The sequence below is a fragment of the Mycobacterium kyorinense genome, from assembly GCF_002101735.1.
GTDB lineage: Bacteria > Actinomycetota > Actinomycetes > Mycobacteriales > Mycobacteriaceae > Mycobacterium > Mycobacterium kyorinense.
This window is the reverse complement of record NZ_LQPE01000003.1, coordinates 54,854-74,957: the sequence shown is the minus strand read 5'-3', so window position 1 is coordinate 74,957 and position 20,104 is coordinate 54,854. Positions and strand designations below refer to the sequence as shown.

Here is a 20,104-nt window from a genome sequence, read left to right as displayed (position 1 = left end):
GATGGACCGCTTCGAGCTGCGCAGGCTGGACTACAGCTTGTCCGAGGATCACCAGGCGTTGCAGGGCGCATACCGGGATTTCTTCAAGACGTACTGCCCGATCGACACTGTTCGTGCCGCCGAAGCCTCCGGTTACGACAAGAATCTGTGGGAGCGGTTGTGCGCCATGGGCGCGACTACGATGGCGCTGCCCGAAGCCGTCGGTGGCGACGGGGCGACGCTAGTCGACCTGACGCTGGTGGCCGAGGAGATCGGCAGATCGCTGGCGCCGGTCCCGTGGATCGACCATGTTTGCGCCGCAAGGCTTCTCGCGCGGCTGGGAAGCGTGGACTCGGACGTCGTCAACGGCACACAGCTGGCGGCGCTGGACCCGCAAGTCGACAGCATTGCGGGACCCAGGCTGATCCCGATCGGGTCGATCGCCGACCAGGTGATCCTGCGCGACGGCGAGGACATCGTGCGTCTGACGTTCGCCACCCGACCGGCGAAGGTCGACAACATCGGCCGGCTGCCGATGGCCTGGGTCGATCCCGCCGCCGCCGATACCCGCACCGTGCTGGCCAGCGATGCCGATGCAGTGGCAAATTACCGTCGCGCGCTTGACGAGCGGCGGCTGTTGACCGCGGCGGCGTTGGCCGGGCTGATCGAAGAAACCATGAACATTGCTGCGGAATTCGCCAAATCCCGTTACACGCTGGGAGTGCCGATCTCGACGCTGCAGGCGATCTCTCATCCGCTGGCGAACATGGCGATCACTGTGCAGGGCGGTCGTAACCTCGCCCGTCGCGCCGCGTGGTTTTTGGACAACGAACCCGACGAGCGGCCCGAGTTGGCGCCGTCGGCGTTTGTGTTCATGGCCGAGGAGGCCGCCAAGGCGGCGACCATGGCGGTGCACATCCAAGGCGGCCTGGGGGTTTCGGCGGAAGCCGCCGCGACGGCGTACCTGGTCCGCGCCCGGGGATGGCCGCTGGCGGGCGGGGATCCGGGCGTCAGCGCCCGGCAGGTCGCCGAAATCGTTGCGGCACGCGAAGTCTAGGAGCAACGCGATGGATTTCTCACGAGTCGAACTGTCCGACGAGGACAGGGCTTTCCTCGACGAAGCGCGCGCGTTTCTGGCCACCCATGTGACCGAAGAGGTCAAGCGACGTGATCGCGAGACCGGCGACAACTTCGACGAGGGCGTACATCTGGCGCTAGGACAGGCCGGTTATCTGGAAGCCGAGTGGAAGGCGCAATCCGACGGCGGTTTTTCCCGGGTGCGCCGTCGCATTTGGGAATTGGAGAAGCGCAGGGCACATGTGCCGTGGGTGACCTGGGGCACGACCGCGATGGTGGCGCGGTCGGTGGCGAAGTTCGGCTCGAAGGAATTGCAGGACGAGGTGCTGCCGGGTGTCTTCAGCGGGCACGTCCGGTTGTGCCTGGGTTACACCGAGCCCGAAGGCGGCTCCGATGTGGCCACATGCAAGACCCGCGCAGTGCGGGAGTCGGATGGATCTAGCTGGGTCATTAATGGCTCCAAGATGTTCACCACCGGGGCTCACAACTGCCAATACGTCTTCCTGATCACCAACACCGACCCGGCCGCACCGAAGCACCAGAGCCTGACGATGTTCCTGGTTCCGCTGAATTCACCGGGCATCGAAATCCAGGGCATCCGCACGATCGACGGCGACCGCACCAACATCGTCTACTACAGCGACGTCCGCGTCGACGACAAGTACCGGCTCGGCGAGGTCAACCAGGGGTGGACCGTGCTGCGCGAGCCGCTCAACGTCGAACACGGCGCGGTCGCGGCCGCTCCCGACGGCTTGCAGGATGTGTCGATCATGATGCACCAGGCCGGGTTCATGGCCGAGGCGGTCGACAAAACGGCGGCACGAGTGGGTCGACCGGATGCCAGTGGCCGTCGGCTGCTCGACGACGGCTCGGTGGCATATCGGTTGGGCCGCAGCGTCGCCCGGATGGAAGCCGCGCTGTCCACGCCGGGCATCTTCGGCCGGGTCGCGCTCGCCCAGACCATGCGCGACATCTCGCCGGACCTGATGGACATTCAGGGCGCCGCGTCGGCCCTGCCGTTGGGCACCGACGGCGCCACCGACGACGGCGCTTCCGAGTACGTGTACCGGTTTGCCCCGCTGGTCGGCATCTACGGCGGCACGCTGGAGGTGTTCCGCAACATGATCGCCCAGTACGTGCTCGGCCTGGGCAAGCCCGCCTACGCCAAGCCCCAGTAGCGCGAGCGTGCGTGGTCCAGGTTCAAATACGGACGAGGGCCGGGGACACGCACGCTCGCGGCAGAGGGTGGCTACGTGGTCAGCACCGTCGCCGCTGCGGTGCCCGGCGCGCCATAGAGCTGCGCAAAGCCGACGCGGGGCGTGCCGGTCACCTGTCGATCGCCGGCCTCGCCGCGCAATTGCCGCACAAGCTCGTGGATTTGGCGCAGACCGGACGCTCCGATCGGTTCGCCGTTGGCGATCAATCCGCCGTCGGTATTGACCGGCATGGCTCCGGTGATCTCGGTGGCACCGTCGGCCAATAGCTTTTCCTGATCGCCGTCGGCGCAGAATCCGCATTCGGCCATGTGGATGACCTCTGCGCCGGCGTCTGTGTCCTGCAGCTGGATGACGTCGACGTCTTCCGGTGCCACGCCGGCCTTTTCGAACGCAGCCCGGGCGGCGTACACGGTTGGTGCCACATCCTGCTCGACCGGTGCGAATGTCGTGTTCACTTCGTAGGCGCCGTATCGGCGGGTGCGCACCTCGACCGCCCGCAAAAAGACCGGTTTGGCGGTGTAGCGGCGCGCGATGTCTGCGCGGCACATCACCACGGCAGCCGCGCCCTCGTCGGGTGCGCAGAACATGTATTGGGTCAACGGATAGTTCAACATCGGCGAGCCCAAGATCTCCTCCTCGGAGATCGGCTTGCGGCGGAACGCATTCGGGTTCAGCGCGCCGTTACGGAAGTTCTTGGCCGCCACCTTGGCAAGCGTCTGTTGGGAGATGCCGTGGTCGTGCAGATAGCGGTTGGCCTTCATGCCGAAGAACTTGGTGGTCAGGTACTGCCCGTTCTCGGCATACCAGCGCGGCATCCCCACCAGGGCGGGGTCTTCGGTGAAGGCGCCGCGCGGATGCTTGTCCAGCCCGACGGCGATCCCGATGTCGTAGTCGCCCAGGCGGATTCCGTCGGCGCAGGCCTTGGCGGCGCTGGCCGCGGTCGCGCACGCGTTGAACACGTTGGTGAACGGGATGCCCGACAGCCCGACCATGCTGACGATCGCATCGGGGTTGGCCACCGTCCAGCTGCCCCCCGTGGCGGCCTGGATGTCCTTCCATTCGACACCCGCGTCGGCGACAGCGGCGAAAATCGCCTCCGCGCCCATCTGCATCGCCGACTTGCCCTCGAAGCGGCCGAACGGGTGCAGACCCACCCCGATGATCGCGACGTCACTCACGCTATGGCTCCCGATTCCTTCAGTTCCGCGATGCGGTCCCAGTCCATCCCAAGTTCCATCAGCACGATCTCGGTGTGCTCCGAAGCCTGCGGGGCGCGGGTGGTGGCGAGCGGTTCGTGGTTGAACTGGACCGGCCCGCGTACGACCTTGAACGGCGGCCCGCCGTCGCCGGCCTCGACTTCGACGATCATGTCGTTGGCAATGGCCTGCTCGTCCTCGGCAAGATCGACCAGGCTCTGGCACGGCGCCCACTGGCCCCTCATCGTCTTCAGGTGCTCGCGCCAATAGTCAAAGGGCTTGGCCCCGATAGATTTCGCAATCAACTCGCTGGCCGCGTCGGCGTGCTGCATCAACGGCAGGACATCGGCGAAGCGGGGATCGTCGGCCGCCTCTGCAATGCCGAGGTGTTCGAAGGTGTCGCGGATATAGCCGGTCGGGCTGACGATGCACAGGTTGATCGTTCCGCCGTCGGAGGTCTGGTAGTTGCCCAGGAACGGATTGGCGGGCGAGCCACCGGACTGCGGCATGGCAGCGCGCATGGTCTCACCGGTATCCATGCCCTGGGTCACGCTGGCGCCGGCCGCCCACCAGGCGGTGCTCAAAAGCGACACGTCGACCTCGACGGCTTCGCCGGTACGTTCGCGGTGCAGCAGCGCCGCGGAGATGCCGCCGGCGATGTTCATGCCGCCGATCGAGTCGCCGAAGGCCGGAATCCCTTGTGCCAGTGGGGCACCGAGCTCGGGTGGTGTCAATGCATGGCCGATGCCGCTGCGGGTCCAGAACGCGGTGCCGTCGTAGCCGCCGATGTCGCGCTGTGGCCCCTTGTCACCGTATGCGGTGCCACGCGCGTAGACGATGTTCGGGTTGACCGCGCGGATGTGTTCGACGTCGAACCTGTTCTTGCGCCGCGCGGCCGGTAGGTAGTTGGTCAGGAATACGTCGGAGGTGCGGGCAAGCTCGTACAGCACCTCTTGGCCGCCCGGAGTGGACAGGTCGACACCCACGCTGCGCTTGCCACGGTTGGGATGTTCAATCAGCGGATGCCGGTCGGGGTTGAGCTGGATGCCGCCCATGTTGAGGAAGCCGCGCTGAGTGTCGCCGCGCACGGGGTGCTCGACCTTGATGACGTCGGCGCCCCAGTCGGCGAGGATCGCGCCTGCCGCGGGGACGAACGTGAACTGCGCGACTTCCAGGACCCGGAAGCCCTCCATGACCTTGACCATTTCCGCAACCTACTTGGCGTCGAACGTCACCGGAAGCGCAGTGGGCGAGCGGAACGGCTGGCCGAAGATGTGCGGGTCGTCGTCCGTCCGAAGCGCGATGTTGGTCAGCCGACTCAGCAGGCATTCCAGCGCTACGCGGGTTTCCATGCGCGCCAGATGCAGGCCGAGGCAGGTGTGTTCGCCGGCGGCAAACGATATGTGCGGCATGTGCGGACGGAAGATATCGAATTCCTCCGGCCGCTCCCAGCGTTGCTCGTCGCGGTTCGCCGAGCCGATGCACACGTCGATCACCGATCGCGCCGGAATCTTGATCCCTTCCAATTCGGTGTCCTCGGTGGTGAACCGCTGCACCGTCGTCAACGGCGTCTCGAAGCGCAGCCCCTCTTCGATCGCTTTGGGAATCAGCGCATGATCGGCTTGGACGGCGGCGAACTGCTCGGGATGAGTGAGCAACAGGTAGAGCAGGTTGCCGGAGGACCGATAGGTGGTTTCCAGCCCGGCGGGCAGCAGAAGGCGCAGGAACGAGTAGATGGCCTCGTCGCTGAGCTTCTCGCCGTCGATCTCTGCGGTGACCAAATCGCCGATGATGTCCTCGGTCGGCGCGGCTTTTCGTGCCTCGATTTGCTCACAGAAATAGTCCTTCAACGCCGCCGACGCCTCGAAGGCTCGTTCATAGCGGACCGTGTAACTGATCAATTCCACTGCGCGCCGGTGGAACATCGGCAGGTCTGCCTCCGGCAAGCCCAACAGCTTGGCGATGACGCGGGTGGGGAACTCGAACGTGAACTGCCGGACCAGATCCGCCTCGCCTGCATCGACGAATTCGTCGATGAGCGCGTTGCAGATCGGCCGCACAATCGTCGGCTCCCAGCGGGCGAGGGCTTTCGATTTGAACGCAGCACTGACCAGGTTGCGATGTTCGCGGTGTTTTTTGCCTTCCATCGCGAGGATGGTCGGGCCCATGAACAGGCCGATCGTGGTGTCGTACATTTTCGAGCTGAACACCCGGCCGTCGCGGAAGGCCTTGTTTACCGCGTCGAACGACATGGCGGCGAAGGATCGTCTGGGCCTCAGCGACTCGGGGGTTTTCGAATAATCCATGACCGTGCCGTCGAACACCCCGGCCTCTCGGCGTTTCTGCGCGAAGTACGGGTAGGGGTCGCGGAGGTAGCCGGCGGGTTTGTCGTCGGTGGCGGCGTCTTGAACTTGACTTTCCACGGCTGCTCTCCGGCTCGGATAGGCGGTCGTACTGTAAAGATTACAGTAGACTACATCGGGTGGAATCATCTGCGCATCCGGGCATACAGGCGATGCTGGAACGCCAGCGGCAGGCATTCCTGGCGGAGGGGCCACCCAGCGTCGAGGTTCGGCGTCACCGCATCGATCGGCTGATGGCACTGCTGCTCGACAACAGCGACGCCTTCATCGACGCGATGGCCGCCGATTACGGCACCCGGTCGAAAGCGGCGTCCCTGTTCACCGAGATCGTCGGGATCACCTCGGTTGTCGAGCACACCAGAAGCCATGTGGCGCAATGGATGCGCCCGACAAAGTTGATGCGGGTCGCGCGGTTGTGCGGGCTGCGGGCCGAGGTGCAACCGACGCCGCTGGGCGTCGTCGGCATCATCGGTCCGTGGAACTTCCCGGTCAACCTCGTGGTACTGCCCGCGTCGGCAGCGTTCGCGGCCGGTAACCGGGTGATGATCAAGATGTCGGAGATCACCGCCAACACCGCCGAGTTGATGAAGGCGACGGCGCCGAAATACTTCGACCCGACCGAGCTCGGCGTCGTGACCGGCGGCTCGGACGTCGCGGCCGCATTCGCGACGCTGCCGTTCGACCATTTGTTCTTCACCGGCTCGCCGTCTGTCGGGGCGCTGGTGCAGCGGGCCGCCGCTCAGAATCTGGTCCCGGTGACACTCGAGCTCGGCGGCAAGAACCCGGTGGTGGTCGCGCCGAATGCCGATATCCGGCGGTCGGCCACGCGCATCGCCCGCGCCCGCATGGTCAACGGCGGGCAGGTGTGCGTCTGCCCCGATTACGTCATGGTGCCCGACGAACACGTCGAGGACTTCGTCGCGACCGCACGCGAAACGTTGCACGGGATGTTCCCGACCATCGTCGGCAACGACGACTACTGCTCGGCCGTCAACGACGCCAACTTCGACCGGGTCGTCGGGCTGGTCGAGGACGCGGCGGCCAAGGGTGCGACAGTGGAAACCATTGCCCCCGAAGGAGAGTCACTACCAGACCGGGCCAGCCGCAAGATCGCGCCGACGATCGTGCGAGGCATCGACGATCGCATGCGGATCGCCAACGAAGAAATCTTCGGTCCGGTACTGGCCGTCACGGGATATTCCCGACTGAACCAGGCCATCGACTACATCAACCAGCGACCGGCGCCGCTGGTGGCCTACTGGTTCGGACCGGACGACGACGACTTCCGCACGTTCGTCCGCAGCACCCGCAGCGGCGGCGTCGCACGCAACGACTTTGCCGCACAGATGATTCCGTCGGCCGCGCCGTTCGGGGGAGTGGGCCGCAGCGGAATGGGCGCGTATCACGGCAAGGCCGGTTTCGACACGTTCAGCCACTACCGCACCGTAGTGGGCAACGATCTGCCGTTTTCCATCACCGGGACGGCGGCGCCACCGTTCGGCATGCCGTTGCGGCTGGGCGCCAATGCCGCGATGCGGTTTGCGCGGATGCGCACACGCCGCCGGCTGAAGGAGACATCGCAATGACTCAGCCGAATAGCGTCGCGAATGATCTTGACCCAACCGCGTTCTCCGCGTACTTCCTGCGCGACGAAAATTGCTACGTGCCAACCGCTATCGCACGGGGAGGGTGGGGCCCGACGATCAGCGGACATGTCGTCGGCGGCCTCTTGGCCTGGGCGGTCGAACACGATGTCGACGACCCGGAGCTGCACCCCGCGCGGCTGACTGTCGACCTTCCCGCGCCTACGGCCCTCGAACCGGTGGAAGTGCACACTCGCGTCCACCACGACCGGCGGCGATTGCGGCTGGTGGAGGCTGTCCTCACCCAGCGGGGCGCCACGGTGGCGCGCGCGAGCGCACTGTTTTTGCGGCGCGGCCAGCAGCCTGACGGACACGTTTGGTCACCGCCCGTGCAGATGCCGCCGCTACCCATCGAGCAAAACGGCAACCACCCGTCGCTTTTTATCCGGACCTACGGGTGGGGCGCCGGGGTTCAGAATCCCGATCCCGAATGGGATGACGCGCCCGGACCGAAGTACACCTGGCTGGAGGAGACGCGTCCGTTGGTCGACACGGAACCATTGAGCGCGTTCACGCGCGCGGCGATGGCCGGCGACGTCACGGCCTCCATCGCCAATTGGGGAACCCGCGCGTTGCAGTTCATCAACGTCGACTACACCCTCACGCTGAGTCGCCTGCCCGAAGGCCCTCACATCGGCCTGGCCTCACTAGCTCACTACAGCGACGACGGGATAGCCGTCGGCTCGGCCGTCCTGGTCGACCACAGCGGTCCGGTGGGCAGTGGTATGTCTGTTTCATTGGCGCACTCGGGATTTCGCCCGCCATCGGTAATGTCGACGACCTAGAGCCAACCGGTGCGGGCGGCAGCAACCGGCTCAGCGGGGCAGGGAGCCAGTTCGCCGTCGCGCACGCCGTCGAGCATCCGTTTCACCGTGGCGACAATCTCCGGGCCTGCCTCGGCGAGCCCGGCCAGATCGGCGTCGGGCACCTCGCCGGCGTCGACGCCCGCCCGGGCCAGTACGGCGGCCGGGGCGGCCAGCTGACCGGCCAGCCAGGAGACCGGGTCGGCCGACAGCTCGGGGACGAAGTGCCGACGACCGGGTTCCCAGCCGTCGAATCGCGGGTGGTGATGGGCTCGATCCAGCGTGCCGGGCGGGCTTTCGGTGGATCCGAATAGGTCCACCCGCCAGACCGGGCGGCCGAGGGTGATCGGGATACCGGCGTAGATGGAACCTTGGGGCTCGGCGCGCTCGACGAGGCGGAGTTCCAGCCTGACTCCCCGTTCCGGGGTCTCCTGGCCTTCGAGCGGGGTCGGGTCGACGAAGTACATGTCGCCGATGACGACACCGAGGGTCTCGAATCCGAACGCTGCAAACATCGCGTGCCTTTCCTGAGTACCTTTTCGAGCGTAGACCCAGGCTGTGGTAGGCCAATGCCTAGCTGTCGCTGATCGCCTGTTCGCGCGCCCAGCGGTAGTCGGCCTTGCCCGCCGGACTGCGCTCGATGACCGGCCGGAACACGACAGCTTTAGGAAGCTTGTAGCGCGCCAACGACTTTGCGGCGTGCGCAATCAATTCCTCGGCCTCGGCTTGTGTGCCCTCGCCGAGCGCGACGACGGCGACGACCTCCTGGCCCCACCGTTCGCTCGGCCGTCCGGCGACCACCACGTCGGCCACTGCGGGATGTGACGCGATCGCCGTCTCGACCTCTTCGACGAAGATCTTCTCGCCGCCGGAGTTGATGCACACCGAGTCGCGGCCCAGCAGCTCGACCGAGCCGTCTTCGCGGTGGCATGCCCGATCGCCCGGAACCGCGTAACGAACGCCGTCGATGACCGGGAAGGTCTTGGCAGTCTTGGCGGCGTCGCCCTTGTAGCCCAGCGGCACATAGCCGCGCTGCGCGAGCCAGCCCATGCCGTCGTGGCCGGGCTCCAGTACCGAGCCGAGATCTTCGGCGACGACGAAGGTATCCGGGCCGGGGTTGAACGTGCCGGTCGACACCGCCCCCGTCGCCGACAGATGACTCATCTGGGCGCCTGTCTCCGACGATCCGACGCCGTCGACGACCATCGCGTGGGGCAGTGCTTCGATCAATCGCTGCTTGACGTAAGGGGTCAGCAACGCACCGCCGTTGGCGATCACCGCCAGCGACGACACGTCCGCGATGCCCTTTTCGATGGCGGCGAGCAGGGGCCGGGCCACCGCGTCACCGACCACCGTCACCACCGACACCTTCTCGCGTTCGATCGTGCGGACCACGTCGTCGCCGTCCAAATGGTCGACGACCGAGGGGAATACGACGGTCTGTCCGGTGGTCAGCGCCGTCATCACCGTCCACTGCGCGGCGCCGTGGATCAGCGGCGGCAACACCATAAGCTTGGTGCCCGGCCCGGCCGTGACCCCCGCGACGATCTCGTCAAGAGAGCCGAAAGGCTCACCCGTCACCAGATTTCGCCCGCCGAACGACGTCATGAAGATGTCGTGCTGGCGCCACAGGACGCCTTTCGGCATCCCGGTGGTGCCGCCGGTGTAGAGCACGTACAGGTCGTCGGGCGAGTGTTGCACTGGAGGTGGGGTCGGCGAGCTGGATCCGACGACCTTCTCGTAATCGACTGCGCCATAAATCAAGTCGTTACCGGAGTCGTCGGCGATCTGGATGAGCACACGCAGCTGCGGAAGGTCAGGCAGCACCTCGGCCACCCGCGGCGCGAACGCGGCGTGGTAGATCAGGGCGGTCGCGCCGGCGTCGGCGAGCAGGTACTGCAACTCGCTCTTGACATAGCGGAAGTTGACGTTGAACGGGGCCACCCGCGCTGTGAAGGCGCCGAGCAGTCCTTCGACGAATTCGTTTCCGTTGTAGGCGTAGAGCCCGACGAGGTCCTGGCCCACCTCGTGCCCGGCCAGCGCCGAGCGTTCGGTGCGGCAGCCGAGCCCACGCGAATGCAGATAGGTCGCGAGCCGGTTGGACCGCTCGAGGATCTGCGCGTACGTGTAGCGCTTGTCGCCCTGGACAACGAACTCGCGGTCCGGGATCGCCGCGGCGACGGCCGCCGCAACCTGTGGCACCGTGAACTGGGTTACGGTCTCAGAGCCAGTCATAGAACAGTCGTATCACGCCGCTGTGCACTGCGTTGTTGCCGCCCACGTGACGGCGTATTCCATGCCCTGAGCAGTTCGTCGGTCGTGGTGACGGTGGTGAGCAGCGACAGCGTGTTGTCGATGACCGCAGCGCCGTATTCGGCCGGGATGCCGGCAACCGCATCGCGCGGTACGACGACGCGGTAGGCGGCGTTGACGGCGTCCATCACGACGTTGGGGATGGCGATGTTGAGCGACACCCCGACCACGACGATGGTGGACACCCCGAGGTTGCGCAGGATCGCGTCGAGGTCGGTGCCGCCCATCGGCCCGACGCCGTGCCAGCGGCTCAGCACCAAATCGGTTGGCTCCGAACCCAATTCGGGCAGCAGGGACGCTCCGGGCGTGCCCGGCGCGATGTCGACGTCGCCGCGGCCGATCGCGAAGATCTTGGCGTTGTGGTTGGAGCCGAGCCCGTCGGGCCGTCGCTGCACCAGGCAGTGCACGACCCGCACTCCGGCCGCCCGCGCCGCCGGCAGCAGCCGCACGATGTTGGGCAGCGCTACGCGGCGGGCCTCCTTCGCCAGCACGGGCAGCCCGGCGTCGGGCCCGATCACCGCGCCCTGGCACTCCTGGGTGATGATCGCGGTGTGGGCGGGGGCCGCGAGCTCGCCGAGCGCTGTCATGCCGGAACGTCGTAGAACTGTGCCGCCCACTTCCGCAGCGCCATATAGCCTTTCGCGTCGGTTTTGGACAGCGGCGGGTGCTCGACGTACTTCTGGTAGCGCCAGATTTGCAGGTCGTCGAAGACGGTGGACAGAAACTGCTTTTCAATGACCTCGCGTAGCTTTCCGGACGGCACGTCGGCGGTGTCGCCAGGGTTGCGTGGCCACCAGATGGAGTAGAACAGGTCGGAACACTCGTCGTCGACCGGCGTGCAGGTGAAGATCAGCCGGTGGTTCTGCGCGCCCTCGAAGACGCTGATCGCTCCGCCCAGTCCGAACAGGTGACTGTGGAACCGGAGCGCGAGATCGTCGGGGTTGTCGCTGCTGGCGTCCGGCCAACCGGCGACGAACTGCCACTCGTGGTCCACGATTTTCCAGTCCAGCACCCGGGGCGTCACCGTCGCGTGGTGGACGTACTCGAAATGGGCGCTGTCCGGGGCGTTTTCGGCCACGATCTGCGGGTGCACCGGTTCGCGTTGCGCACGCCTTGAGAATTCCGGGTACGCGCGGTAGTAGGCCGCGGGGTCGGTTTCAAATTGCGGGAACTTGCCGAAGATGTCCGGCATCTCCCACTGCGGCTCTTTGCCGTGCGGTTGATGCCAGATGAACACGCAGTCATGCTGTTCCATGACCGGGTAGACGCGCAGCTTGAGTGCGCGGTTGGGCCGGTCCGGCTGATACGGAATGTATTTGTTGCAGCCGTCGGGCCCCCAGCGCCAGCCGTGGAAGGGGCACTCGACGCAGTCGCCGACCACTTTGCCGCCGTGGCCGATGTGCGCGCCGAGGTGCTTGCAGTGCGCTTCGAGGACATGGAGCTCACCGCCCTCGTCGCGGTAGGCCACCATGTCCTCGCCGAAGTAGTGCAGCGGCCTGACCTCACCGATCGGGAACTCCGGTGACCAGCCGATCATGAACCAGCCGGTGACCTTCCAGGTGAATGGGACCAACACGTCGTCGCCTCCCGCATCCGTGCGCCGATACTAAGGACATTACGGTAGTGGTTTCAGGTAAAGGAGGCGTGGTGGACGACGAACTCGAGGCGATCCGGCAGTTGAAGGCGCGCTACTGCCGATTCCTGGACACCAAGGACCTCGACTCGTGGCGCAGTGTGTTCACCAGCGATGTGGTGGTCACGCTGGACATGGCGGTGTCCACCGGCGGCGTCGACCCGCTGACGGCCCCACCGATCGAGGGCGTCGACAACTTCGCTCCCACGGTGATGGGCGGCCTCGAGGGCGTGGCGACCATGCACCACTGCCACACGCCGGAGCTCACGCTCACCTCGGCCACCACCGCAACCGGTATCTGGGCGATGGAGGACTGGCTGATCTTTCCCGATGGCCGCGAGTTGCACGGCGCCGGCCACTACCACGAGACCTACGTCAAGCGGGACGGTGCGTGGCGGATCAAGACCCTGCATTTGACCCGGACCATTCTGCGGGTGGTTCCCGATCACCGAGCGTGAAGCTGTTGCGATATTCTGCGGCGATTTTCGCAACAGTTTCACGCTCGGCGCTCGACCGCTTCGCCGAAGAACGTGATGAAGTCCAGCGCGGCCCGCGGGCTGGAGCCGGCCAACTCGTCGAGCACCTCGAGCGCATGCCGCAGCGATGCGTCGTCGTCGAGGTCGATGTGCGGACAGACCACCTGGACGTCGACCGACATCGGATCGCGGCCGGCGTCGGCCAGCCGTCCGCGCAGCTCGTCGAGGACCACGCCGAATTGCGCGGCGTCCTCGATGGCCGCAGTGCGGATCACCGGACGCCATTCCCGCCGAGGTGATCAGCGGCATCCAGCCGGTTCCGTGCTCGACGACGCGGCGCAACGCGGCCTTGCCGTTGCCGCCGATCCAGATCGGCGGGTGCGGCCGTTGCGCCGGAGGCTGGAGCCACACCGGTCCGACCGCGTCGAAACCGCTGCCGCTGACCGGAGTTTCGGGATCGGTCCAGATCGACCGCAGCGCGCGGAGCGCTTCGTCGAGCAGCTCGGCGCGCCGGTCGAAGTCGACGCCCATCGCGGAGAACTCCGAGCGCAGGTAACCTGCACCGACGCCGGCGATCAATCGGCCGCCGGAGACCACGTCGAGGCTGTCCAGCGCTTTGGCCGACAGATACGGGTTGCGAAACGGCAGCACGTACAGGTTGGTCATCAGCTTGACGTTGCTCGTCACTGCGGCCATGAAGCTCAACGCCGCGATCGGGTCCAGCGTGTTGTGTCCGCCGTTGCGGCGCCACTTGACCGACGGCGCTGGGTGTTCGCTCAGCGCCACCGCCGAAAATCCTGCCGCCTCGGCCTGCACCACGACGTCGCGAATCACGTCCGGTCGCAGGAAATCCTCGACTGCATCGGGAAGTTCGCTGGGGTATTCCAGCGTGTACTTCATCGACGCTCCTGCGGCCGGTAGCGATACTGTAATCGCTACAGTAACATCCGACAGACGGCCGGCCGTGGGAGCAGCGATGGAACACCACACCCGAGCGCTCGTCATGGGCGCCAGTGGGTTCGTGGGTTCGCACGTCACCCGCCAACTCGTCGAGCGCGGCGACGACGTGCGGGTGCTGCTGCGGCGAACCAGCTCGACGCGGGGAATCGACGACTTGGACGTCGAGCGTCACTACGGCGACATCTTCGACGAGCCGGCGGTGCGCGGTGCGATGGCAGACCGCGACGTCGTGTACTACTGCGTCGTCGATGCCCGTGCCTGGCTGCGCGATCCGACTCCGCTGTTCGCCACGAATGTCGAGGGGCTTCGTCGCGTCCTCGACATTGCGGCCGGGGTGAACCTGCACCGCTTCGTGTTCCTGAGCACGATCGGCACTGTCGCGGTCGGCTCTCCTGACGCCCCGGCCGACGAGGACACGCCGTTCAACTGGCACGGCAAGGGTGGGCCGTATATCGAGTCTCGCCTGCAGGCCGAGCAGCTGGTTTTGCAGTACGCGCGAGAACGCGGAATGCCGACTGTCGCGATGTGCGTCTCGAACACCTACGGTCCGCGAGACTGGCAGCCAACGCCGCACGGCTCGCTCGTGGCGCGCGCCGCGATGGGGAAGATGCCGTTGTATGTCAAGGGCGTGGCGGCGGAAGTGGTCGGCATCGAAGATGCCGCCGCGGCCTTGCTGTTGGCCGGGGAGCACGGCCGCGTCGGTGAGCGCTACATCGTCTCCGAAAGCTTCATGACCATGCGCGAAACCCTCGAAACCGCCGCCAACGCCGTCGGGGCAGAGCCGCCGCGCATCGGTGTTCCGTTGCCGCTGGTTGGTGCATTCGGTTATGCGGCAAGCGTGGGCGGCAAGTTGCTGAGGCGCGATTTCCCGGTGAACGCCACCACGGTGCGACTGATGCGGCTGACCTCGCCGCTGGATCACAGCAAGGCGGTCCGTGAGTTGGGTTGGCAACCCGGGCCGACGTCGGCTGCTTTGCGACGGGCTGCGCAGTTCTACATCGAGCGCAGGCATAGATGACCAACCGCGCACTCGATGTCAGCCGCGAGCTGGCCCTGGTGCTGCCGCGCGCGGTGTCCGGTATCACCGAATCGAACGGTTGGTCCCCGGCATCGCCCCTCGGTGTGCGGCAGCTGGGCGAAGTGGTGATGGACGAGCTTGTGCTGGCCGGTTTTTCGCTGATGCCGGTCGATCTGGCGGTGCGGCCGCTGGACGCCTGCACCCCGGCGGCCGAGCAGCTGTCGGCGTTGGGAACCGACGGTGCGCACGCCGACCCGCAACCGCTGCGGGTGCGCTCGATCCGGCGTCGTCGCCTCGGGATGCTCGCCTACGAGCAGGTGACCTACGAACACGACCCCGCGCTGCCGAGCACACTGGCGGCGGCGGGCCTGGGTGGTCCTGCGACCGCAGTAGTGCACCTGTGCCGGCACCGCGACGGGCCGCGGCCGTGGCTGGTGTGGGTACATGGCGCCGGCCAAGGCCGACCCGACGACTTGTTGGTGTCGCGGGCCGGCCGGCTGCAGCGACGGCTTGGCTTCAACGTCGCGGTACCGGTGCAGCCCGGCCACGGCAGCCGCCGTCGTCAGTGGCCGCCCTACCCGGACATGGATCCACTGACCAATGTCGCCGGCATGATGCGCGCCGTGTCGGAGGTTCGGGCCGTCGTGCAATGGGTCCAGCCGCAGGCGACAGCGGTTGTGGTATCCGGGGTTTCGATGGGCAGTGCGGTGGCGGCGCTGGTGTCACACTTCGAGAAGCGGGTCGATGCCGCCGCGCTGTACACGCCGATCCTGGGTCTCAACGCGATGATCGCGCAGCACCTGGCACGCTGGGGAGGGAAGCGTTCCGGTATCCGGCGGCTATTGGAGTCACCGGTGGTGTCGGCGCTGACGTCGGTGATCGACCCGCTGACCGTCGAACCGGCGCCGCCGCCGCATCGCCGGCTCATCGTCGGGGCGTGGCATGACCGGATGGCGATGCGCGAGCCGGCGCTGGCGTTGCAGGCGCGGTGGGGTGGCCAGTTCCATTGGTACGACGGCAGTCACGTCGGCCATATCTTCTCCCGCCGCGTGCAGGCGGTGTCGGAGCGGTTTTTGCGAGGGGTAGTGAAGGAGTTAGGCATTGACCGAGCGGGTTCTCGACGAACTGGGTTGCTACCTGCTGGCCGGCGCCGGCGGTGAAGGGCCCGCGACCTTGATGGACGAGGCCCGCCGCGGCGAGGAGTTGGGCTTCGGCACCGCGTTCATCTCCGAACGCTGGAACGTCAAGGAAGCGTCGTCTCTCGTCGGCGCGGCATGCGCGGTGACCAGCCGGATGCAGATCGCCACCGCCGCAACCAATCACAACACCCGCCATCCGCTGATCACCGCATCGTGGGCGACCACGATGCACCGGCTTTCCGGCGGACGGTTCACGCTGGGGATCGGCCGCGGGATCGGCGCTATCTATAGCGCGTTCGGCATCCCGGCAGTGACAACCGCGCAGATGGAGGACTGGGCCCAGGTCATGCGCCGACTGTGGCACGGCGAGGTGATCTTCAACCACGACGGCCCGATGGGCAAGTACCAAGTGCTGTTTCTCGACCCCGACTTCGACGAGGATATCCGGCTGGCGCTGGTGGCATTCGGACCGAAGTCGCTTGCGCTGGGCGGCCGCGTGTTCGACGACGTCATCCTGCACACCTATTTCACGCCGGAAACGTTGCAGCGCTGCGTCAAAATCGTCAAGGACGCGGCGGAAAAGGCCGGCCGCGACCCGTCCAGTGTGCGGGTGTGGTCGTGCTTCGCGACCGTGGGTGACCACCTTCCTGAACAGCTGCGGCTGAAGAAGACCGTCGCGCGGCTGGCCACCTACCTGCAGGGCTACGGCGATCTGATGGTGCAGACCAACGGCTGGGATCCTGCTGTGCTGCAACGATTCCGGGAAGACCAGGTGGTGACGTCGATAGCCGGTGGCATCGACCACAAGGCCACGCCCGAGCAGATCGAGCACATCGCGACGCTGATTCCCGACGAGTGGCTGGAGCCGTCGGCCACCGGATCGGCGACGCAATGTGTCGAACGCATCCGCAAGGAATTCGACTACGGCGCCGACGCGGTGATCATGCACGGCGCCACACCCGAGGAGCTCGAACCCGTCGTCGCCGCATACCGCTCATAAGGCTCTGCACTCGCTGCGGTAGGTGCTATCCTTCGCGGCAATCGCCGGAAGGCTTGCCCATGGATGACATTTCCCGACCTGACCGGGTTTCCGCTCTGCGACGTGAACGAGCCGACGTGATCGGGTTCTGCCGCGAGCTCGACGACGACCAATGGCAGACGCCGAGTAAGGCGGCGGGATGGCGGGTGCAAGATGTTGTCGCGCACTTGGGATCGGCGTGTCATTCCATCTTCACGCCGGCGTCATTGAAAGTACTGCGCACCAACGATATCGAGCGCACTAACGATGCTCTGGTCGATGCGCGTCGAGATTGGACACCGGCGCAGACGCTCGCCGAGTACGAACGCTGGAGCCGAACCCTGATCACTGCGGCGCGGCTGACCTTGTCGACGCCGCTGGCCGGCCTACGCATGCCATTGGGAGAGCTGGGCAAGTTCCCGGCCCGCCTTTTGCTCGCCGGCGCAATGACGTTCGACCAACACACGCATCTGCGGCACGACATTGCCGCGGCTCTCGGCCTACCGGCGCCCGACGCCGATGCCACCCGGATGACAGTGATACTCGAGTGGATGTTCGCGGTGCTGAGCAACCAATTGCAGGCTGCTCGGCCGGCGTGGCTCGACCGGTCGATCGGCATTACCTTGCGTGGACCGGGCGGGGGGAGTTGGGTTGTAGACGCCCACCGTGCAGTGCCGGGGCAGAGCACCGATGCTGCCGCCGCGATTGCCGGTGTCGCCGTGGAGTTCCCGGAGTGGGGTACCCGACGGGCCGACTGGCGGACCAGGGACGTGACGATAAGCGGCGACGAGGATTACGGCGCCCGGTTTCTCGACATAGTGAACATCGTGTGAGAGACAGGGGAGGCATGTCGAAGTACCTGAAGGGCAAGGTCATTGTCGTCACCGGAGCAGGCAGCGGCTTCGGCAAGCTGATCTCCGAAAAGTGTGCCGCCGGCGGGGCGAAGGTTGTCGGGGTGGATGTCAACGGTGAGAACCTGAACGAGGTTTTCGACGGTATCGGGGCCGCCGGCTTTGCAGGCACCGCCCACGTCGCCGATGTCACCGACATGGCCCAGCTCAAAGCGGCGGCCCGAACCGCCGTCGACACCTACGGCGCCATCGACGTCATCGTGAACAACGCAGGCGTGATGCCGCTGGCGTTTTTCGCTGACCACGAACGCGCCTGGGAGAAGTGGCATAAGGCAATTGACATCAACATCAAGGGCGTCGTCAACGGCATCTCGGCGGTGTACGACACGATGGTCGAGCAGGGCCGCGGTCACGTCGTCAACATCTCGTCGATCTACGGCAACGCCGGGACCGAAGGGTCCGGGGTTTACAGCGCGACCAAGGCGGCGGTCGATGCGCTGTCGGAGTCGTTGCGCGTGGAGGCTCAGGGCAAGATCAAAGTGACGAACGTCAAGCCGACCGGTGTGCTGGGAACCAATCTCGCCAGCTGGGTCGTCAACGAAGCGGCAGTGGTCGGCATTGTCGGGCAGAAGGCCGCCGAGTTCCTAGCGAATGTCGGCAATTTGACGAACGGAGCCCTTTCGCCGGAGCAGACGGATATCGACTCGATGCGGTACTGGCTGATCACTCCCGACGACCTGGCTGACGCGGTCGTGCATGTCATCGATCAGCCGTGGGGGATCAACATCAGCGACATCACGGTGCGGGCCAGCGGCGAGAACTACGTCTACTGAGGCCCGGCGAGCAGACGCAGAATCGCATGATTCGGTGCCCGAACATGCGATTCTGCGTCTGCTCGCGCCTTACGGCAGGATGACCGTGCGGGTGACCGGCTCCGGGGTGGCTTGGCGGCTGTAGATACCCCGCTGCAGCGCGGCCAGCAATGCGTCGCGGGTTTCGCGGGGATCGATGAGCTCATCGAACCCCATGTGCTCGGCCGACCGGTACGACGCCTGCAGCTCCGCGTTGCGCAACCGGGCCGACAGGTCTTCGCCGGCATGCGACGCCCGGCTCAACGCCGCGGCGCTCATCGCGCCCATTGTTGCGCCGGGATAGGCGAATGTGGCCACCTGCGAGTCGAATCCGAGTAGCGACATCACCATCGACCCGAACCCGTACGCCTTGCGCAGCGTCAGATGCAGCTTGATCGTGGTGGCCGCGGTCTGCGCGGCGAACATCCGCGCGCCGGCGCGCAGCACTCCGGAGCGCTCGGAGCGGCTGCCGGGCAGCATCCCCGGATTGTCGGCCAGGAACACGATCGGCAGGTGGAACGAGTCGGCCACCATGATGAAATGCGCTGCCTTGTCGGCGGCGTCGGCGTCGATCGAGCCGGCCAACACCTGCGGCTGGTTGGCCACCACCGCCACCGGGTGACCACCCAGATGAGCCAACGCGCAGATGATCGCCCGCCCGAACTGCGGCTGGACCTCGAACCAGTCGGGCCGGTCGAACACCACGTCGAGCACCGCGCGCATGTCGTAGACGCGGCGGTTGTCGCGCGAGACGATGTCGAGCAGCTCCGGCGTGGGCCGCGGCTCGCTGGTGTCGTCGGCGGGTAGCGACGGCGGATACGACCACGCGCTGGGCGGGAAATACGACAGGTAGCGACGCACATTGTCGAGCACGGCTTCGTCGTCCTCGGCGACGTTGTGGATCACCCCGCTGGGCAAGGCCACATCCGGGCCGCCCAGGTCTTCCTTCGAAATGTCCTCGCCTGTCGACTCTTTCACGACGGGTGGGCCGGCGGTGAAGATGGCGCCCTGGTTGCTCATGATCCGGAAATCGCAGACCGGGGCCACCAGCGCGCCGTGCCCGGCCGACGGACCCAGGACGGCGGCGACGGTGGGAACCCGCCCCGAGCACTGCGTCTGGGCGAGCAAGTCGGTCGGGCTGCGCCCGTAATGCCCGCCGGTCGGGCGGAAGCCGGCGCCCTCCAGCAGCATCACCAACGGAATCTTGTCGCGCAGCGCCAATTCGGCGATGCGGTACCGCTTGGAGTTACCGCCGGGCCCGATGCTGCCCGCCAGCGTGGTGAAGTCCTCGGCGCCCACCATGACGGGCGAGCCGTTGATGCAGCCGGACCCCACGATGATCGCGTCGGCGGCCGCCTCGCCACCGACCAGCGTGCCAAGTTCGCGGAACGAGCCCGGGTCCAGCAGCCGCTCCAAGCGTGCCCGCGCGTCGAGCTTGCCCTTGCCGCGGTGCTTGGCGAGCCGCTCCGCCCCGCCCATGCCCCGCGCGTACTGACGACGGCGATCGAGATCGTCGAGCGTTTCCTCCCAGTCCGGGGGCTTGGTCATGGTCGCATCCTAACGTTCA

Annotated in this window: 19 protein-coding genes and 1 pseudogene; 10 read left to right on the top strand and 10 right to left on the bottom strand. The window is 66.4% G+C overall.

Annotation, left to right across the window (positions count from 1 at the left end):
* Window position 1 precedes the first annotated feature (1 nt).
* Both AWC14_RS00580 and AWC14_RS00575 read left to right on the top strand, forming a co-directional pair.
* A complete protein-coding gene (locus AWC14_RS00580; RefSeq protein WP_045376444.1) occupies window positions 2-1,036 on the top strand; it encodes an acyl-CoA dehydrogenase family protein in 1,035 nt (344 codons plus the stop codon).
* 10 nt (window positions 1,037-1,046) lie between these two features.
* Complete coding sequence (locus tag AWC14_RS00575) at window positions 1,047-2,234, top strand: acyl-CoA dehydrogenase family protein (RefSeq protein ID WP_045376447.1); 1,188 nt, start codon at window positions 1,047-1,049, stop codon at window positions 2,232-2,234.
* A gap of 71 nt (window positions 2,235-2,305) precedes the next feature.
* On the opposite strand, the gene AWC14_RS00570 is transcribed toward AWC14_RS00575, so the two are convergent.
* Genes AWC14_RS00570 through AWC14_RS00560 form a run of 3 tightly spaced genes read right to left on the bottom strand, consistent with a single transcriptional unit; the run spans window position 2,306 to window position 5,892 of the window.
* A complete protein-coding gene (locus AWC14_RS00570; protein WP_045376449.1) occupies window positions 2,306-3,451 on the bottom strand; it encodes a thiolase family protein in 1,146 nt (381 codons plus the stop codon).
* Window positions 3,448-4,662, bottom strand: a complete 1,215-nt coding sequence (locus AWC14_RS00565; RefSeq protein WP_193393828.1) for a CaiB/BaiF CoA transferase family protein — start codon at window positions 4,660-4,662, stop codon at window positions 3,448-3,450. The genes AWC14_RS00570 and AWC14_RS00565 overlap by 4 nt, the downstream gene beginning before the upstream one ends.
* 21 nt (window positions 4,663-4,683) lie before the next feature.
* Window positions 4,684-5,892 carry a cytochrome P450 gene (locus AWC14_RS00560; RefSeq protein ID WP_045376455.1) on the bottom strand — a complete coding sequence of 403 codons (1,209 nt, stop codon included), beginning with the start codon at window positions 5,890-5,892 and terminating at the stop codon, window positions 4,684-4,686.
* 59 nt (window positions 5,893-5,951) lie between these two features.
* On the opposite strand from AWC14_RS00560, the gene AWC14_RS00555 reads away from it, so the two are divergent.
* Together AWC14_RS00555 and AWC14_RS00550 are read left to right on the top strand one after the other, a co-directional pair.
* Entirely contained in the window at window positions 5,952-7,418 is a 1,467-nt protein-coding gene (locus AWC14_RS00555) for a coniferyl aldehyde dehydrogenase (protein ID WP_268811700.1), read from the top strand.
* Entirely contained in the window at window positions 7,415-8,260 is an 846-nt protein-coding gene (locus AWC14_RS00550; RefSeq protein ID WP_045376461.1) for a thioesterase family protein, read from the top strand. The genes AWC14_RS00555 and AWC14_RS00550 overlap by 4 nt, the downstream gene beginning before the upstream one ends.
* Here the strand turns inward: AWC14_RS00550 and AWC14_RS00545 are convergent.
* The 4 genes from AWC14_RS00545 to AWC14_RS00530 are packed head-to-tail and all read right to left on the bottom strand — an operon-like array spanning window position 8,257 to window position 12,167.
* Window positions 8,257-8,793, bottom strand: coding sequence for a hypothetical protein (locus AWC14_RS00545; protein WP_045376464.1), 537 nt, complete (start codon window positions 8,791-8,793; stop codon window positions 8,257-8,259). The two genes, AWC14_RS00550 and AWC14_RS00545, sit on opposite strands and share 4 nt — an antisense overlap.
* Window positions 8,794-8,851: 58 nt before the next feature.
* Window positions 8,852-10,513 (bottom strand): acyl-CoA synthetase, encoded by a 1,662-nt coding sequence (locus tag AWC14_RS00540; RefSeq protein WP_045376467.1) that lies wholly within the window; start codon window positions 10,511-10,513, stop codon window positions 8,852-8,854.
* Window positions 10,510-11,178 carry a cysteine hydrolase family protein gene (locus AWC14_RS00535; RefSeq protein ID WP_045376469.1) on the bottom strand — a complete coding sequence of 223 codons (669 nt, stop codon included), beginning with the start codon at window positions 11,176-11,178 and terminating at the stop codon, window positions 10,510-10,512. The genes AWC14_RS00540 and AWC14_RS00535 overlap by 4 nt, the downstream gene beginning before the upstream one ends.
* A complete protein-coding gene (locus tag AWC14_RS00530; RefSeq protein WP_045376471.1) occupies window positions 11,175-12,167 on the bottom strand; it encodes a Rieske 2Fe-2S domain-containing protein in 993 nt (330 codons plus the stop codon). The genes AWC14_RS00535 and AWC14_RS00530 overlap by 4 nt, the downstream gene beginning before the upstream one ends.
* Before the next feature lie 71 nt (window positions 12,168-12,238).
* On the opposite strand from AWC14_RS00530, the gene AWC14_RS00525 reads away from it, so the two are divergent.
* Window positions 12,239-12,682, top strand: coding sequence for a nuclear transport factor 2 family protein (locus tag AWC14_RS00525; RefSeq protein WP_045376519.1), 444 nt, complete (start codon window positions 12,239-12,241; stop codon window positions 12,680-12,682).
* A gap of 38 nt (window positions 12,683-12,720) precedes the next feature.
* On the opposite strand, the gene AWC14_RS30040 is transcribed toward AWC14_RS00525, so the two are convergent.
* Window positions 12,721-12,975, bottom strand: coding sequence for a hypothetical protein (locus AWC14_RS30040; protein WP_337590210.1), 255 nt, complete (start codon window positions 12,973-12,975; stop codon window positions 12,721-12,723).
* Window positions 12,929-13,600, bottom strand: a pseudogene (locus AWC14_RS30035) (TIGR03619 family F420-dependent LLM class oxidoreductase); the annotation flags it as partial. The gene AWC14_RS30040 and the pseudogene AWC14_RS30035, both read right to left, overlap by 47 nt.
* Before the next feature lie 76 nt (window positions 13,601-13,676).
* Between AWC14_RS30035 and AWC14_RS00515 the strand changes: the two are divergent.
* From AWC14_RS00515 to AWC14_RS00495, 5 genes are read left to right on the top strand one after another with little or no spacing between them, the layout of a single operon-like run.
* Entirely contained in the window at window positions 13,677-14,678 is a 1,002-nt protein-coding gene (locus tag AWC14_RS00515) for an NAD-dependent epimerase/dehydratase family protein (protein WP_045376473.1), read from the top strand.
* The gene (locus AWC14_RS00510) at window positions 14,675-15,838 is read left to right on the top strand and encodes an alpha/beta hydrolase (RefSeq protein WP_045376475.1); all 1,164 of its coding nucleotides are present in this window, start codon (window positions 14,675-14,677) and stop codon (window positions 15,836-15,838) included. The genes AWC14_RS00515 and AWC14_RS00510 overlap by 4 nt, the downstream gene beginning before the upstream one ends.
* Complete coding sequence (locus AWC14_RS00505) at window positions 15,780-16,817, top strand: TIGR03857 family LLM class F420-dependent oxidoreductase (protein WP_045376477.1); 1,038 nt, start codon at window positions 15,780-15,782, stop codon at window positions 16,815-16,817. The genes AWC14_RS00510 and AWC14_RS00505 overlap by 59 nt, the downstream gene beginning before the upstream one ends.
* A gap of 59 nt (window positions 16,818-16,876) precedes the next feature.
* A complete protein-coding gene (locus tag AWC14_RS00500) occupies window positions 16,877-17,668 on the top strand; it encodes a maleylpyruvate isomerase family mycothiol-dependent enzyme (protein ID WP_045376479.1) in 792 nt (263 codons plus the stop codon).
* Window positions 17,669-17,682: 14 nt separating this feature from the next.
* Window positions 17,683-18,519: an SDR family oxidoreductase gene (locus tag AWC14_RS00495; RefSeq protein ID WP_045376481.1), complete on the top strand. Its 837-nt coding sequence runs from the start codon at window positions 17,683-17,685 to the stop codon at window positions 18,517-18,519.
* A gap of 69 nt (window positions 18,520-18,588) precedes the next feature.
* Here the strand turns inward: AWC14_RS00495 and AWC14_RS00490 are convergent, their stop codons facing one another.
* Window positions 18,589-20,085, bottom strand: coding sequence for an acyl-CoA carboxylase subunit beta (locus tag AWC14_RS00490; protein WP_045376483.1), 1,497 nt, complete (start codon window positions 20,083-20,085; stop codon window positions 18,589-18,591).
* Window positions 20,086-20,104 lie beyond the last annotated feature (19 nt).

What these genes read in the sequence shown, in the direction of transcription:
- AWC14_RS00580 (WP_045376444.1), top strand. Translation starts at nt 2, where the DNA reads ATGGACCGCTTCGAGCTGCGCAGGCTGGACTACAGCTTGTCCGAGGAT.
- AWC14_RS00575 (WP_045376447.1), top strand. Translation starts at nt 1,047, where the DNA reads ATGGATTTCTCACGAGTCGAACTGTCCGACGAGGACAGGGCTTTCCTC.
- AWC14_RS00565 (WP_193393828.1), bottom strand. Translation starts at nt 4,662, where the DNA reads ATGGAGGGCTTCCGGGTCCTGGAAGTCGCGCAGTTCACGTTCGTCCCC.
- AWC14_RS00550 (WP_045376461.1), top strand. Translation starts at nt 7,415, where the DNA reads ATGACTCAGCCGAATAGCGTCGCGAATGATCTTGACCCAACCGCGTTC.
- AWC14_RS00545 (WP_045376464.1), bottom strand. Translation starts at nt 8,793, where the DNA reads ATGTTTGCAGCGTTCGGATTCGAGACCCTCGGTGTCGTCATCGGCGAC.
- AWC14_RS00540 (WP_045376467.1), bottom strand. Translation starts at nt 10,513, where the DNA reads ATGACTGGCTCTGAGACCGTAACCCAGTTCACGGTGCCACAGGTTGCG.
- AWC14_RS00535 (WP_045376469.1), bottom strand. Translation starts at nt 11,178, where the DNA reads ATGACAGCGCTCGGCGAGCTCGCGGCCCCCGCCCACACCGCGATCATC.
- AWC14_RS00515 (WP_045376473.1), top strand. Translation starts at nt 13,677, where the DNA reads ATGGAACACCACACCCGAGCGCTCGTCATGGGCGCCAGTGGGTTCGTG.
- AWC14_RS00510 (WP_045376475.1), top strand. Translation starts at nt 14,675, where the DNA reads ATGACCAACCGCGCACTCGATGTCAGCCGCGAGCTGGCCCTGGTGCTG.
- AWC14_RS00500 (WP_045376479.1), top strand. Translation starts at nt 16,877, where the DNA reads ATGGATGACATTTCCCGACCTGACCGGGTTTCCGCTCTGCGACGTGAA.
- AWC14_RS00495 (WP_045376481.1), top strand. Translation starts at nt 17,683, where the DNA reads ATGTCGAAGTACCTGAAGGGCAAGGTCATTGTCGTCACCGGAGCAGGC.
- AWC14_RS00490 (WP_045376483.1), bottom strand. Translation starts at nt 20,085, where the DNA reads ATGACCAAGCCCCCGGACTGGGAGGAAACGCTCGACGATCTCGATCGC.